This window comes from Bradyrhizobium sp. GCM10028915 (assembly GCF_042666195.1).
Lineage (GTDB): Bacteria > Pseudomonadota > Alphaproteobacteria > Rhizobiales > Xanthobacteraceae > Bradyrhizobium > Bradyrhizobium canariense_D.
In genome coordinates this window covers 44,644-58,742 of record NZ_JBHTFN010000045.1, presented here as the reverse complement: position 1 = coordinate 58,742, position 14,099 = coordinate 44,644, and the positions used below count along the sequence as shown (strand labels likewise).

The 14,099-nt window shown below is 64.0% G+C and carries 11 protein-coding genes; 3 read left to right on the top strand and 8 right to left on the bottom strand.

Going from position 1 to position 14,099, the window contains the following annotated elements; genetic code table 11:
- Positions 1–181: 181 nt before the first annotated feature.
- The 7 genes from ACFQX9_RS26715 to ACFQX9_RS26685 all read right to left on the bottom strand — a co-directional run bounded on the left by ACFQX9_RS26715 (position 182) and on the right by ACFQX9_RS26685 (position 7,767).
- Positions 182–877 (bottom strand): ABC transporter ATP-binding protein, encoded by a 696-nt coding sequence (locus tag ACFQX9_RS26715; protein ID WP_026232421.1) that lies wholly within the window; start codon positions 875–877, stop codon positions 182–184.
- Entirely contained in the window at positions 870–1,604 is a 735-nt protein-coding gene (locus ACFQX9_RS26710) for an ABC transporter ATP-binding protein (RefSeq protein ID WP_018452918.1), read from the bottom strand. Before ACFQX9_RS26710 ends, ACFQX9_RS26715 begins: the two co-directional genes overlap by 8 nt.
- Positions 1,591–2,697 carry a branched-chain amino acid ABC transporter permease gene (locus tag ACFQX9_RS26705; RefSeq protein ID WP_018452917.1) on the bottom strand — a complete coding sequence of 369 codons (1,107 nt, stop codon included), beginning with the start codon at positions 2,695–2,697 and terminating at the stop codon, positions 1,591–1,593. Before ACFQX9_RS26705 ends, ACFQX9_RS26710 begins: the two co-directional genes overlap by 14 nt.
- A 6-nt stretch (positions 2,698–2,703) precedes the next feature.
- Positions 2,704–3,921, bottom strand: coding sequence for a substrate-binding protein (locus tag ACFQX9_RS26700; RefSeq protein WP_018452916.1), 1,218 nt, complete (start codon positions 3,919–3,921; stop codon positions 2,704–2,706).
- A 4-nt stretch (positions 3,922–3,925) separates the two neighbouring features.
- Entirely contained in the window at positions 3,926–4,783 is an 858-nt protein-coding gene (locus ACFQX9_RS26695) for a branched-chain amino acid ABC transporter permease (RefSeq protein WP_377791071.1), read from the bottom strand.
- Positions 4,784–4,891: 108 nt separating this feature from the next.
- Positions 4,892–6,406 (bottom strand): amidase, encoded by a 1,515-nt coding sequence (locus ACFQX9_RS26690; protein ID WP_026232420.1) that lies wholly within the window; start codon positions 6,404–6,406, stop codon positions 4,892–4,894.
- 173 nt (positions 6,407–6,579) lie between these two features.
- Positions 6,580–7,767 (bottom strand): substrate-binding domain-containing protein, encoded by a 1,188-nt coding sequence (locus tag ACFQX9_RS26685; protein WP_085384113.1) that lies wholly within the window; start codon positions 7,765–7,767, stop codon positions 6,580–6,582.
- A 178-nt stretch (positions 7,768–7,945) separates the two neighbouring features.
- Between ACFQX9_RS26685 and ACFQX9_RS26680 the strand changes: the two genes are divergently transcribed.
- Positions 7,946–8,380: a MarR family winged helix-turn-helix transcriptional regulator gene (locus ACFQX9_RS26680; RefSeq protein WP_007599198.1), complete on the top strand. Its 435-nt coding sequence runs from the start codon at positions 7,946–7,948 to the stop codon at positions 8,378–8,380.
- 220 nt (positions 8,381–8,600) lie between these two features.
- Here ACFQX9_RS26680 and secA read toward each other — a convergent pair whose 3' ends face one another.
- Positions 8,601–11,441, bottom strand: a complete 2,841-nt coding sequence (secA, locus tag ACFQX9_RS26675) for a preprotein translocase subunit SecA (RefSeq protein WP_085394759.1) — start codon at positions 11,439–11,441, stop codon at positions 8,601–8,603.
- A 361-nt stretch (positions 11,442–11,802) separates the two neighbouring features.
- Between secA and ACFQX9_RS26670 the strand changes: the two genes are divergently transcribed.
- Together ACFQX9_RS26670 and argJ are read left to right on the top strand one after the other, a co-directional pair.
- A complete protein-coding gene (locus ACFQX9_RS26670; RefSeq protein ID WP_018452911.1) occupies positions 11,803–12,735 on the top strand; it encodes a peptidylprolyl isomerase in 933 nt (310 codons plus the stop codon).
- 102 nt (positions 12,736–12,837) lie between these two features.
- Positions 12,838–14,079 (top strand): bifunctional glutamate N-acetyltransferase/amino-acid acetyltransferase ArgJ, encoded by a 1,242-nt coding sequence (gene argJ / locus ACFQX9_RS26665; protein WP_377791070.1) that lies wholly within the window; start codon positions 12,838–12,840, stop codon positions 14,077–14,079.
- Positions 14,080–14,099 lie beyond the last annotated feature (20 nt).

The following is a 14,099-nucleotide window of genomic DNA, read 5'->3' as shown; positions in this document are numbered from 1 at the left end:
GCGCTCCGCTTAATCTCTTCGATCCATCCCAGCCTGACGCCGTCATTCCCCGCGAAGGCGGGGAATCCAGTATTCCAGAGGCACCCCTTATCGATCGAGAAGCTGCGGCGTACTGGATGCCCCGCCTTCGCGGGGCATGACAGCCGAGTTCGGTGTGAGAGGGACGCGCTTCACGCGCGCCCTACGGCGCCAGATACCGCAGCAGCTCCGGATTGCCCCTCACCTCGCCTGCTTCGCCTTGCAGCGCGACGCGGCCGCGGTCCAGCACGTAGGCGTAATCGGCGACGCGGAGCGCGAGGTCGAGGTGCTGCTCGACGATGATGACGGCGATGGTTTTCGCAAGCTCGATCAGGCGCTCGGTGATCTCCTCGATTACGCCGATCCAGACGCCTTCGGTCGGCTCGTCGAGCAGAAGAAGTTTTGGATCGCCCAGCATGGCGCGGCCGATGGCGAGCATCTTGCGCTCGCCGCCGGAAAGCGTGCCGGCGGGCTGGTCGAGGCGCTGGCCGAGCTTTGGGAAGATGGTCAGCACGTGCTCGACCGCGTCGGCTTTCCTGCTCGCGAGCGACCCGACCGCGAGATTGTCGCGCACCGACAGGCGCGCGAACACCGAATGCTCCTGCGGCACGTAGCCGATGCCGGCGCGCACCCGCTCCTGGGTCGCGCGGCGGCTGATGTCGCGGCCATCGAAGGCGACCTCGCCCTTCCACGCCGGCAGTTCGCCGACGATGGTCTTCATCAGCGTGGTCTTGCCGGCGCCGTTGCGGCCCAGCACGGCGACACCGCCGCGCCAGGGAATGCCGAGGTTGACGTCGAACAGGACCTGGCTGCGACCATAGCCGGCGTCGAGATGCTTGATGTCCAAAAATTCAGGCACGGCGCAAATAAATCTCCTGGACGGCCTTGTTGGCCTGGATCTCCGACACCGTGCCGGACGCCAGCACCTTGCCCTGGTCGAGCACGGTGAGACGATCGCAGATGTCGCGGATGAAATCGAGATCGTGCTCGACGATGACCAGCGAGCAATGCTTTTTGATCGGCTGCAGCAATTCACCGGTGACGCGGCGCTCCTCCAGGCTCATGCCGCCGGTCGGCTCGTCCAGCAGCAGAAGCTTCGGCTTGCAGGCCAGCGCCATCGCGATCTCCAGCCATTGCTGCTGGCCGTGCGACAGCGCCGCCGCCGCGTCGAAAGCGCGGTTGGCGAGGCGAAATTGCGTCAGCATGGTCATGACCTGATCGTGCAAGAGCCCGCGCGTGCGCGAGAACACGAGATCGAACAGCGAGGATTGCGCCTGCAGCGCGAGCAGAATGTTGTCGTAGAGCGTCAGCGTCGGCAGCACGGATGTGATCTGAAATTTCAAGCTCATACCGGCGCGGGCACGCTCGGTCGGCGTGAACGCGGTGATATCGGCGTTGACGAAGGAGACCTTGCCCTGTGTCGGCACCTCGGCGCCGGCGATGCACTTCATCAGCGTGCTCTTGCCGGAGCCGTTCGGGCCGATCAGGCCGTGAAACTCGTTCTCGCCGACGGTCAGCGCGGCGCCGTCGAGCGCGGTGAGCTTCCCGAAGATCTTCTTGACGCCGCTGGCTTCAAGGAGCGGCATCGCGCTTCTCCTTCCCGGTCTTCCTGGATTTGCCACCAAAGCTGCCGACCCGCTCGCGCTCGCCGAGCACGAAGCTGATCAGGCCGAGCGGCCGGAACAGAATCACCAGCAGGAGCAGCACGCCAAGGATGATCGGCCAGACCTCGCGGTAATTGTCCGAGAGCCAGAAGCTGACGCCCTCAACGATGACGGCACCGATGACGGCGCCGATCAGCGTGCCGGAGCCGCCGAACAGCACATAGAGCACCACTTGCGTCGAGACCACGACGCCGACCATGTTGGGCCAGACGAAACCTTCGTGGAAGGCATAGAGGCTGCCGGCGAGGCCGGCCACTGCGCCTCCGATCGCAAAAATGATCGCCTTCAGATGCTGCGCCTTGTAGCCGAAAAAGGCGATGCGCTGCTCGTTCTCGCGCAATCCCGCGAGCGCCAACCCGAACTGCGAGCGCACCAGAAAGCGGCAGAGGAGATAGACCACGACGAGCAGGCCAAGCACGAGATAATAGAACGGCGGCCCTTCCGAGAACTCGTAACTGCCGAGCGTCATCGAGGAGATCGAGGGGATGCCGTTCTGGCCACCGAGATAGTACCAGCCGCGCGCAAGCCGATCGGCGGCGTAGGATCCGGTCAGCGTGCCCAGCGAGACGAAGATCACGCTGGAGGGATGCCGTCCAAGCAGCAGGAAGCCGCCCAGCAGTAGCGCAAAGGTGAGCCCGATCATGGTGCCCGCGGGCAGCACCAGGAAGATGTTGGTAATGTTGAGATCGCGCGCGAGCAGCGCCACGCCATAGCCGGCCGAGCCGAAAAACAGCGCCTGGCCGAAGCTCATGATGCCGGCATAGCCCCACACCAGGTCGAATGACAGTGCGAACAGCGCGAGGATGATCACGCGCGTCGCGAACACCGTGAGGTAGTCCTGCAGCACCAGCGGGGCGAGCAGCGCCACGACGAGCACGACGCCCTCCACGATCGGCAGGATTTTCCGCACCGAACCGGCTTGCCCTGCTGATCCGTGTTCAACCATGGCAACGTTCTGCTCCCCGCCGATCTCGGCGGGGACTGCCTGCTTCGCTGCGCCCATCGCTTTCGGCATTCGACTCTAGCATTCCTTGGGATCGACGAGTCCGTCGCTGCGTCCGACGATCTCGTAGTTCCCGCCTTTGGCGACAGCGGTGTACATCTTCATCTTGCAGTGGCGCTTGCCCGGCACCATCTCGGCAGGTCCGCCGGGACCTTCGGCGATCTTGGCATGATCGAGCGCAGCGGCGACCGAGTCGCGATCGACCTTGCCGGCTTCCTTGACGGCGGCTTCCCACAGTTTCAGGCCGCGATAGGTGCCGGTGGCGGCGCTGCCGGCAGCGAACAGGAAGTTGCCCGGGAAATCCTTCTCGTAGGCCGCCTGGATTTTTGCGTCGAACGGGTTCTCCTTGGTGAGCACCTTGAAATAATCGAGACAGCTGGCGAGACCCTCGATCTCGGCCGCCTGATTGATGTTGAGCGTGTTCTCGTCATAGTAGACGCAGGCCAGCCGTCCGCCATTCTTGAGAAAGCCGGCCTCGTAGAGCTGCTTGAAGAACGGACCGACGCCGGGCGGGATGACGGTGTTGAAGACGACGTCGACTTTGTTGGAGATGATGCGGTTGACGGTCGAGGAGAAGTCGACCTGGTCAAGCGGATAGTATTCCTCGAACACGACCTCGCCGCCGTTGGCCTCGATCACCTTGCGGGCGTAGACGTTGAGTGTGTGCGGCCAGACATAGTTGGCGCTCGGCAGCGCGAACTTCTTGCCGCCGTTCTTGATCAGCCAGGGAATGAACTCGTCACACTGCTGCGCCGGCGTCGGCCCGGTACAGAACAGATAAGGCGTGCACTCCTTGCCTTCGTAGAGCTGCGGATAGATGTAGAGCGTCTTGCCGCGCGCGACGATCGGGTCCTTGATGGCGTTGCGCATCGACGAGGTGATGCCGCCCAATACCATGTCGACCTTGTCGCGCTGGATCAGCTTGCGGACGTTGCCGACCGCGACGGATTCGTTCGAGGCGGTGTCCTCGACAAAGAGCTCGAGCGGGCGGCCGAGCAGACCGCCGCCGGCGTTGATCTCCTTGATCACCATCTTGGCGACGTTGGCGTCGGCATTGCCGGCGTAGGCAATCGGCCCGGTGAGGTCGGTGGCGATGCCGACCTTGATCGGGGCTTCGGCCGCATTGGCCCAGGGCGCCGGGATCACCCAACTGCCGACGCCGGTTGCGACTGCACCGGAGGCAAAGGCGAGATTCGAAAGGAACCGGCGACGGGAGAGCTGAGAACGATCGGACATGTGACTAAACCCCTTTTCCAGCAATGAGGCCCTGCGGCCGGAATTTGATGAAGACGATGGCGAGAACGAAGACGAGGACATCGGCCACGACGGGCGCCATCACCCAGGGCAGCGCGGCGCTGAGCGTGCCGATGACGCCGGCGCCCGCGACCGGCCCGATGAAGGAGCCGACGCCGCCGACCATGACCGCGACAAAGCCCTGGATCAGGAAGCGCAGGCCGAGATCGGCGAACAGGCTGAACACCGGCACGATCAGTGCGCCGGCAAGGCCAGCAAGCGCCGCGCCGAACGCAAAGGTGGCGCCGTAGATCAGCGGCGTGGAGATTCCGGAGGCGCGGGCCAGCGAAGGATTTTCCAGGGTAGCGCGCACGCGCAGGCCGAAGCTGGTGCGCGCCAGCAGCAGATAGCAGCCGCCCATCACCAGCGCCGTGATGATGATGATGGTGAAGCGCCAGGCCGAGATTTGCATGGCACCGATATCGATCGAGCCGCCGATCGGCTCCGGCACGGTGAGATAGAAGCCGCCGATCAAGCCGCGCACGGATTCGCGGATGATCAGGCCGAGCGCATAGGTGCCGAGCATGGCGACGATGGGGGCTGCGTAGAAGCGTCGGATGATCAGCGCCTCCAGCACGAAGCCGAGCGCGCCGACAATGAATGGTGCGGCGACCATGCCGGCCCAGATCGGCAGGCCATTGGCGTAGGCAAGATAGGTGATGTAGGCCCCGAGCAGGACGAACTCGCCCTGCGCGAAGTTGAAGATGCCCATCATGCTGGCGATGATCCCGAGCCCCAGCACGATCAGGACGATGATCGCACCAAAGCTCAGGATCTCGAACGCCGCGACGAACGCGTTAGCCATGCGCCGGAGCCTTTCCCGTTCCGAAGGAATCGGAACGGGGCTCCGGCTTGATGTCTTGACGCGTCCGAAAACGCTTCCCTGTTACGTCCGTCTGCATGAGTCCCTCGCTCACATCTTCTTCCAGTCGCCGATCTGCTCGAAGGCGTGGGCGGCGCGGTAGATGGTGGATTCCTCGAACATGCGGCCGACCAGCATCAGGCCGACGGGCAGGCCGTCGACCATGCCGCAGGGCAGCGACATCGCCGGATGATGGGTGATGTCGAACGGCGCGGTGTTGGAGATCATCTCCAGCGCACGCGCGACATAGTCTTCGCGGCTGGCCGTGGGCTCCGGCAGCTTCGTCGCCTTCATCGGCGTCGTCGGCAGCAGCAGCAAATCGTAGTCTTTGAAGGCCTTGTCGTAAGCCGCGGTCAGGCGTCGGGAGATGTTGAGAGCCTTGCCGTAATAGCGCGGACCGAAGGTGTTGTTGATGTAGGTGCCGAGCAGCAGGAACAGCTTTGTGGTCTCGGACAGAGAATCCGCCTGCCGCCGCCAGCCGCGATGGAAGTCCATCAGCGTGGTCGAGTAGAGATCGGAGCGGGACAGACCATAGCCGTCGCCATACATCATGGTCTGGGTCATGCCCTCGGTGCCGATCGGCGTCCAGATCGCGGGACCCATGAGATGCATCGGGATCGAAACGGTCTCGACCGTGGCGCCCAAATCCTTGAATCGCTTTGCGGCCTCGCGCACGCTCTCGTTCACGGCGGCTTCGGCCGTCGCCTGCTCAAAGCCTTCCTTGAGGATGCCGATCCTCATGCCCTTGACGCCCTGGCCGAGCGCCTTGGTGTACTCCTCGACCTTGGGCGCCTTGATGCGGGGGTCGTAGCCGTCGTCGCCGGCCAGCACCTCCAGCAGCAGCGCGTTGTCGGCGACGGTCGCCGTCATCGGGCCGGTGTGGTCGACGAACACCTCGATCGGCATGATGCCGGTGTAGGGCACGAGGCCCCAGGTCGGCTTCATGCCATAGGTGCCGCAGAACGAGGACGGCATGCGGATCGAACCGCCCTGGTCGCCGCCGATCGCCATGTCGACTTCGCCGAGCGCGACGACGACGCCGCTGCCTGACGACGAGCCGCCGGCCGAATAGCCCATCTTGTGCGGATTGTGGACGGCGCCGACCGCATTGGTGTGGCTGCCGCCGGACATGCAGAAGGATTCGCAATGGACTTTTCCGGCGATCTCGGCGCCCGCATCGAGCATGCGGGTGACGATGGTGGCGTCGAAATCGGGCACGTAGCCTTCGAGCGTCGCCGAGCCGTTCATCATGGGAACACCGGCGAGCATGATGTTGTCTTTCAGGGCGACCGTCTTGCCCTTGAGCTTGCCACTCGCCGCCCCCTTCACGGTCGACTTGCGATACCAGGCGTTGCGCGGGTTCTCTTCCGGCGAGGGCCGATAGCCCGGCGTGCGCGGATATTTGACCTCCGGCACCTCGTCCGGCATGGCTCCGACGAGATTGTAGGCCTCGATCGAGCCCTGCATCAGACCGCGGAACGAGGCGACATCGTCGTCGGTCAGCGAAAGGCCGCACTGGTCGGCGACACTGCGCAATTGGGCTGGCGTGGGAAGGACAACTGTCACGGCGCTCTCCTCAAAGGCTTCTTGATCCCTGGAATTGGAATCCCTGGCATTGGAGCCTCATTGGCGCGCGTGTGCGGGCGCGCCCATCGGCTCTACCTTGATATTACAGACGGAAATATTTTCCTTTTCAAGTATTATTTTGGATTCGGGCGTTTGCAGATGGGGCGCCGGCGTCAGATCGGTTTGATCAGCTTGAAATCGAGGCCATCCGCGCCGGCGAGATACATTTGCATCCGGGTATGACCGTTCCTGACGGTGACGGGGCCGCGCGCGCCGCCATAGACGATGTTGCGGCCGGCCGCGAGCATGGGCCCCATCGCCAACGTGCCCGCCTTGTTTGCCACGGCCTCAAGGAAGCGCAGTCCCTCATAGCTGGATTGACCGAGCGAGCCGATCGGGGGGCCGTTCGGTCCGAACATCGCGCGATAGCGGCTCTGGAAGTCGTCGTTGGCCCGCGATCCGATGCCCGGGAAATAGCCGGAGGCACAGAACAGATTTTCGCTGTTGTCGGCGCCGATTCCGAGCAGCACGGTCTCGTCCATCGCCCCGGCCAGCCGCAGCGTCGTGGCGCCGAGGCCGCATTCGCCGAACGCGCGATTGAACGTGATGCTGTCGGTGCCGATCAACGAGATCAGGACGACGTCAGGCCTCGCGGCACGGATGCGCTCCAGATGCGGCTCGTGGTTGTCTTCGCCGAGGGGAACGAACTCTTCGCCGACGACATGGCCGCCGGCCTCCTTGATGTAGCGCTTCACCGCGCGGTGCGACTGCCAGGGCCAGACATAATCGCTGCCGATCAGGTACCAGCGCGCCGCCTTCTTGACGTCGGCAAGCCAGTGGATGGAGGGGCGGCTCTGCCAGCGCGGCGTCTCGCCGATCGCCATGACACCCGGCGTCTGCTCGCCGCCCTCGTAGACGGGCGTATAGATGTAGGGGATACGGTGGCGGGTCGTGACCTTGCGCAGCGCCACACGCACCGCGCTGGTATGCAGTCCCACGATGAGGTCGATCTCATCGGAAGCGATCGCCTGCTCGGCGCGGCTCAGAATCCCGTCGAGCGGCCCGCCGGCATCGTAGATCGAAAGCTCGATCTCGCGCCCGAGAATGCCGCCGCGCTTGTTGATCTCGGCGACCGCGAGCTGCGCGCTGCTTGTCGCGCACGGGCCCCAGACACCGGGCGAGCCGGTGCAGCAAATGAAGCCCCCGATGCGGAGCTTGTTGTGTGCGCCGCGGCGCTTCATGAAATGCGCATCAGCCGGCGACAGGTCGAAATCCGCTGCCGCGGGCGACAGATTCCTGAACAGCAAGGACGGCGGTAACGCCGGACCGCCGTGAGCCGGGAAGTTTACCGTCGCGCGCACGCCAACTCCTGTCTGATACCAGACTTGAAAGCTCATTCAGCAGGCGGCCGCGGCACCCGCCCTATTGTTGGGCAATATCCTATTTTGAAAATATTGAATATTCAAGAATTGAAGTGCATATAGATGCAGCATCGATTGCAAGACATTCACTCATTTGGGTCAAGACAAAGTCTTAGCCGTGGCAAAACCGAACACCCCGATCACCGAACACCTCGCGTACCTGCTCGCGCAAGCCAACCGGGAGATCAACCGGCAGCTCGAACTGCGGTTGAGCAAGGAAGGCGTGCCCGTCGAGCAGTGGCGCATTCTGAAAGTCCTGTCGGATGGCAACGGCCATTCGATGGGAGAGCTCGCGGATGCCGTGCTGCTCAACCATCCGACGCTGACCAAGATGATCGATCGCATGGTCTCGGACACGCTGGTCTACCGCGTGCAGGACCCGAACGACCGCCGCAAGGTCCTGATGTTCATCTCCGATCGCGGCAAGGTGCTGAGCAAGAAGCTCAACTCGCTCGCGGTCGACCAGGAAGAGCACATCCTCGAGAGCTACGGCGACAAATCGACGAGCGAATTGAAGCGGCTGCTGGAGAGCTTGATCGACAGCTCGAATTGAGCTGGCGTGTTTAGCAAGCTCTCTCCACACGGTCGTCCCGGCGAAGGAGATGGAGCCGCGCGCCCCATACTCGATGTCATCGCCCGATTTAATCGGGCGATCCAGTATTCCAGAGACTGACGTGATTGAACCGAGAAGCCGTGGCGTACTGGGTCGCCCGGCTAAACCGGGCGACGACAGTGGAATGTGAGGCGCCGACGTCGCACCTCACACCTGATCGCTAAGCGTACCGCCCGTGGCAGTGCTTGTACTTCTTGCCTGAGCCGCAGGGGCAATCCTCGTTGCGGCCGATCTTGCCCCAGCTTGCCGGGTTCTTGGGATCGCGCAACGCCGCGTCGGTGGCCTGCGCTCCGAGCGTGACGCTCGCGAGCGCCATTTCGTCCTCGCCGGTGTTCGGGTCGAACTTGTGCGCTTCCATCGGCGGCAGCACCGGGGCTTCCTGCTCCGGCGGCACGATCTCGACCCGCATCAGCTGCGCCGTGACGGCCTCGCGCAGATGCGCGCTCATCTCCTGGAAGAGGTTGAACGCCTCGGTCTTGTACTCCTGCAGCGGATCGCGCTGGCCGTAGCCGCGCAGGCCGATGACCTGGCGCAGATGGTCGAGCATGATCAGATGCTCGCGCCAGAGATGGTCGAGCGTCTGCAGCAGGATGGTCTTCTCGACGTAACGCATCACGTCGGGACCCCATTGCGCGACCTTTGCGGCCATGTGCTCGTCGGCGCGGGTCTCGATGCGCGTGAGCAGCTCCTCGTCGGCGATGCCCTCTTCCTTGGCCCAGTCCTCGACCGGCAGGTCGAGATCGAGCACGCGCTTGAGCTCTTCCTTCAGGCCCGCGACGTCCCACTGCTCGGCATAGGCATGCTCGGGCACGTGCTTGGCGACGAGGTCGTCGATGAAGGCGTGGCGCATGTCGGCGACGGTCTCGGCGACGCTGTCGTCCTTCATCAGGTCGACGCGCTGGTCGAAGATCACCTTGCGCTGGTCGTTCTGGACGTTGTCGAACTTGAGCAAATTCTTGCGGATATCGAAGTTGCGCGCCTCGACCTTCTGCTGCGCCTTTTCGAGCGCCTTGTTGATCCAGGGATGGATGATGGCCTCGCCCTCCTGCAGGCCGAGACGCTGCAACATGCTGTCGAGGCGATCCGAGCCGAAGATGCGCATCAGATCGTCTTCCAGCGACAGGAAGAATTTCGAGCGGCCGGGATCGCCCTGACGGCCGGAGCGGCCGCGGAGCTGGTTGTCGATGCGGCGGGATTCGTGGCGCTCGGAGCCCATGATGTAGAGGCCGCCGGGCTTCTTCACGGTCTTGGCGGGCTTCGAACCCTTCGCGGGCTCGATCTCGACCTCTTCCTCGGCCTTCAGCACGATGTCGCGGAAGTGCTCGATGTCGGCCTTGATCTGCTCGATCTTCAAGGCCTTCTCGGCTTCGTCCTCGATCGAAGCGGCCTCCTGCTGGATGCGCATTTCCAGCGAGCCGCCGAGCTTGATGTCGGTGCCGCGGCCGGCCATGTTGGTCGCGATCGTGATCGCGCCGGGGACGCCGGCTTCCGCGACGATGTAGGCTTCCTGCTCGTGGAAGCGCGCGTTGAGCACCGCGAACAGCTTTGCCGGTTTGCCGGCGCGGGCCGCCGCGTACAGCTTCTGCATCGAATTTTCGTTACCGAAATCGATCTGCCGATAGCCGTGCTTCTTGAGATATTCGGCGATCACTTCCGATTTTTCGATCGAGGCGGTGCCGACCAGCACCGGCTGCAGCCGCGCATTGGCGCGCTCGATCTCGGCCAGAATCGCGGCGTATTTCTCGTTCTGGGTGCGATAGACCTCGTCGTCTTCGTCGAGACGGGCGACCGGCAAATTGGTCGGGATCTCCACGACCTCGAGCTTGTAGATGTCGAACAATTCGTCGGCTTCGGTCAGCGCCGTGCCGGTCATGCCCGCGAGCTTTTCGTACATCCGGAAATAGTTCTGGAAGGTGATCGAGGCCAGCGTCTGGTTTTCCGGCTGGACCTGCACGTGCTCCTTGGCTTCCAGGGCCTGATGCAGGCCTTCCGAATAGCGGCGGCCCTGCATCATGCGACCGGTGAACTCGTCGATGATGACGACCTCGTCGTCGCGGACGATGTAGTCCTTGTCGCGCGTGAACAGCGTGTGGGCGCGCAGCGCCTGATTGATGTGGTGCACGACGGAAACGTTCTCGACGTCGTAGAGCGATTCACCCTTGAGCTGGCCGGCATCGCGCAGCAGCGTCTCGATCTTCTCCATGCCGGCTTCGGTCAGCGTCACCGTACGCTGCTTCTCGTCGACGTCGTAGTCGGACTTGTCGAGCTTGGGCAGGAAGCCGTCGATGGTGTTGTAGAAGTCGGAGCGGTCGTCGAGCGGGCCGGAGATGATCAGCGGCGTGCGCGCTTCGTCGATCAGGATGGAGTCGACTTCGTCGACGATGGCGTAGAAGTGCGGCCGCTGGACCATGTCCTCGAGCCGGTACTTCATGTTGTCGCGCAGATAGTCGAAGCCGTATTCGTTGTTGGTGCCGTAGGTGATGTCACAGGCATAGGCCATCTTGCGCTCGGAATCGTCGAGGCCGTGCACGATCACGCCGGTGGTCAGGCCGAGGAAGCCGTAGATCTGGCCCATCCAGGCGGAGTCGCGGCGGGCGAGGTAGTCGTTGACGGTGACGACGTGGACGCCCTTGCCGGCGAGCGCGTTGAGGTAGACCGCGAGCGTTGCGACCAGGGTCTTGCCTTCGCCGGTCTTCATCTCGGCGATGTCGCCCTCGTGCAGCACCATGCCGCCGATCAGCTGGACATCGAAATGGCGCTGGCCGAGCGTCCGCTTGGCGGCTTCACGGACCGTGGCGAAAGCGGGGACCAGCAGGTCGTCAAGGGTCTTGCCCTCGGCGAGCTGCTTCCTGAACTCGACGGTGCGGGCCTTGAGGGCCTCGTCGGAGAGTTTCGAGACCTCGGGCTCCAGCGCGTTGATCGCGTTGACGCGGGACTGATATCCCTTCACCCGCCGGTCGTTGGCGGAGCCGAAAAACTTGCGGGCGAGCGCGCCGATCATGCTTAGTTCCTGTGTTCGCGATTCAACCGCGTTCGCGTTGCAGCCAAGAGGTTGTCACCCGCCTGCCTATCAACTCACCGTGACGCCTGCTGGGCGCCAGAGCCCCGTCTGCGGGGGGTCCATCCGCCATATGGGTGGGAGTTGGGCAAGTCTGGGTTCAACGGCCAAAAACGCAGCAAAATAAACGCCATCGCATGGACGCGACCGGGCAGAGATATGGCCCGGTCAGGGCCTTGTCAACGGCGGGTGCATTGCGGCTAATTCATCATTTTGACAGACTTTTCGCGTTGCCAAGGCCCCCTGAATTGGGCGAGTGTCCGCCCCGCTCGAGCAGCCCCCTGCTTCAACAAAAGGATTTTCCATGACCACCTCGTTCCCGGTAACCAGAACCGGCCTGCGCTTCGGCCTCGCCACCGCCCTCGTGGGCTGCCTTGCGCTGGCGCTGATCGCGGGTCCCGGCCGGGCTGCCGACGATCCGGTGCTGGCGAAGGTCAATGGCGCGGAAATCAAGAAGAGCGACGTCGCCATGGCCGAAGAGGAACTCGGGCCGAGCCTCGCCCAGATGGACCCGGCGACCAAGGACGAGAACGTCCTGTCCTTCCTGATCGACATGAAGATCGTCGGCAAGGCCGCCGAGGACAAGAAGCTCGCCGAGGGCGAGGAGTTCAAGAAGCGGCTCGCGTTCGCCCGCAACCGCCTGCTGATGGACAGCCTGCTCGCCGGCGAGGGCAAGGCCGCCACCACCCCGGATGCCATGAAGAAGGTCTATGAGGAGGCCTCCAAGCAGATCACCGGCGAGCAGGAAGTGCACGCCCGCCACATCCTGGTCGAGACCGAGGACGAGGCCAAGGCGGTGAAGGCCGAACTCGACAAGGGCGCCGATTTCGCCGAACTCGCCAAGAAGAAGTCCAAGGATCCGGGCTCGGCCGACGGCGGCGACCTCGGCTTCTTCACCAAGGAGCAGATGGTGCCGGAATTCTCGGCGGTCGCCTTCGCGCTCGAGCCGGGCAAGATCTCCGACCCCGTGAAGTCGCAGTTCGGCTGGCACGTCATCAAGGTCGAGGAAAAGCGCAGCCGCAAGGCGCCGGACTTCGAGCAGGTCAAGGCGCAGATCGAGCAGTATGTCACCCGCAAGGCCCAGGCCGATTACGTCGCCAAGCTGCGCGCGGAAGCCAAGGTCGAGCGGCTGGACCAGCCGGCGGATGCGGCAAAGGACGCCAAGCCGGCCGATGCGGCCAAGCCGGCTGACGCCAAGCCGTCCGACAGCAAGATGGCGCCCCCGGCGAAGAAGTAAGAATTCGCTGTCACTTCGGTGACGTGAAGAGTATCTAAGCCTTTGTGATGCCCGGCCCCCGCGCCGGGCATCTGCATGTCCAGATCCCACCAAGGCGCCCCGATGTCCTCCTCCGTTTCCCCCCTCGCCCCGAAACACGTTCCCGACATGCCCGTGATCGCGGGGGTCCGTCTCGCGACGGCCGAAGCCGGCATTCGCTACAAGAACCGCACCGACGTGCTGCTGGCGGTGATGGACAAGGGCACCGCGGTCGCAGGCGTCTTCACCAAGTCGAAATGTCCCTCCGCGCCGGTGGAATGGTGCCGCGCCAAGCTGAAAGGCGGCAAGGCCCGCGCGTTGGTGGTCAATTCCGGCAACGCCAATGCCTTCACCGGCAAGACCGGCCGCAGCTCCACGGCACTGACCGCGAAGATCGCGGCCAAGGCCGTCGGATGCACCGAGGGTGAGATCTTCCTGGCCTCGACCGGCGTGATCGGCGAGCCGCTGGATGCGACCAAGTTCGACGGCGTGCTCGGGAGGCTCGCGGAAACCGCCGAGGCCGGCGATTATCTCGCCGCCGCCAAGGCGATCATGACCACCGACACCTTCCCGAAGGTCGCGACCGCGACCGTGAAGCTCGGCAAAGCCAAGGTCACCATCAACGGCATGGCCAAGGGTGCCGGCATGATCGCGCCCGATATGGCGACGATGCTGTCCTTCATCTTCACCGACGCACCGATCGCGCCTGCCGCGCTGCAGGCGCTGCTCAAAAGCGGCGTCGAGGACACCTTCAACGCGGTCACGATCGACGGCGACACCTCGACCTCGGACACGCTGCTGGCCTTTGCCACCGGTGCTGCTGCGGAACACGGCGCGCCGAAGATCAGTCGCGCCACCGACCCGCGCCTGAAAGCCTTCGTCAAGGCCTTCAACCAGGTGCTCGCCAATCTTTCCGAGCAAGTGGCCCGCGACGGCGAAGGCGCGCGCAAGCTGGTCGAGATCACCGTCGAGGGCGCCAAGACCAAGGCCTCGGCGCGCAAGATCGCGATGTCGATCGCGAACTCGCCGCTGGTGAAGACCGCAATCGCCGGCGAGGACGCCAATTGGGGCCGCGTGGTGATGGCGGTCGGCAAGGCCGGCGAGCCGGCTGACCGCGACAAGCTCTCGATCTCCTTCAACGGCATCCGCGTCGCCAAGAGCGGCGCGCGAGATCCGTCCTATGACGAGGCGCAGGTGTCGGAAGCGATGAAGGCGCCGGAGATCGCGATCAAGGTCTCGCTCGGCCTCGGCAAGGGCCGCGACCGCGTACTGACCTGCGACCTCACCAAGGAGTATGTCGCGATCAACGGGGATTACAGGTCGTAGCCGGACTCGCGGTGAGTCCG

Coding starts and splice junctions, on each gene's coding strand:
- ACFQX9_RS26695 (WP_377791071.1), bottom strand. CDS start 4,783: ATGGCTAACGCGTTCGTCGCGGCGTTCGAGATCCTGAGCTTTGGTGCG.
- secA (WP_085394759.1), bottom strand. CDS start 11,441: ATGATCGGCGCGCTCGCCCGCAAGTTTTTCGGCTCCGCCAACGACCGG.
- ACFQX9_RS26705 (WP_018452917.1), bottom strand. CDS start 2,697: ATGCCGAAAGCGATGGGCGCAGCGAAGCAGGCAGTCCCCGCCGAGATC.
- ACFQX9_RS26710 (WP_018452918.1), bottom strand. CDS start 1,604: ATGCCGCTCCTTGAAGCCAGCGGCGTCAAGAAGATCTTCGGGAAGCTC.
- ACFQX9_RS26700 (WP_018452916.1), bottom strand. CDS start 3,921: ATGTCCGATCGTTCTCAGCTCTCCCGTCGCCGGTTCCTTTCGAATCTC.
- ACFQX9_RS26670 (WP_018452911.1), top strand. CDS start 11,803: ATGACCACCTCGTTCCCGGTAACCAGAACCGGCCTGCGCTTCGGCCTC.
- argJ (WP_377791070.1), top strand. CDS start 12,838: ATGTCCTCCTCCGTTTCCCCCCTCGCCCCGAAACACGTTCCCGACATG.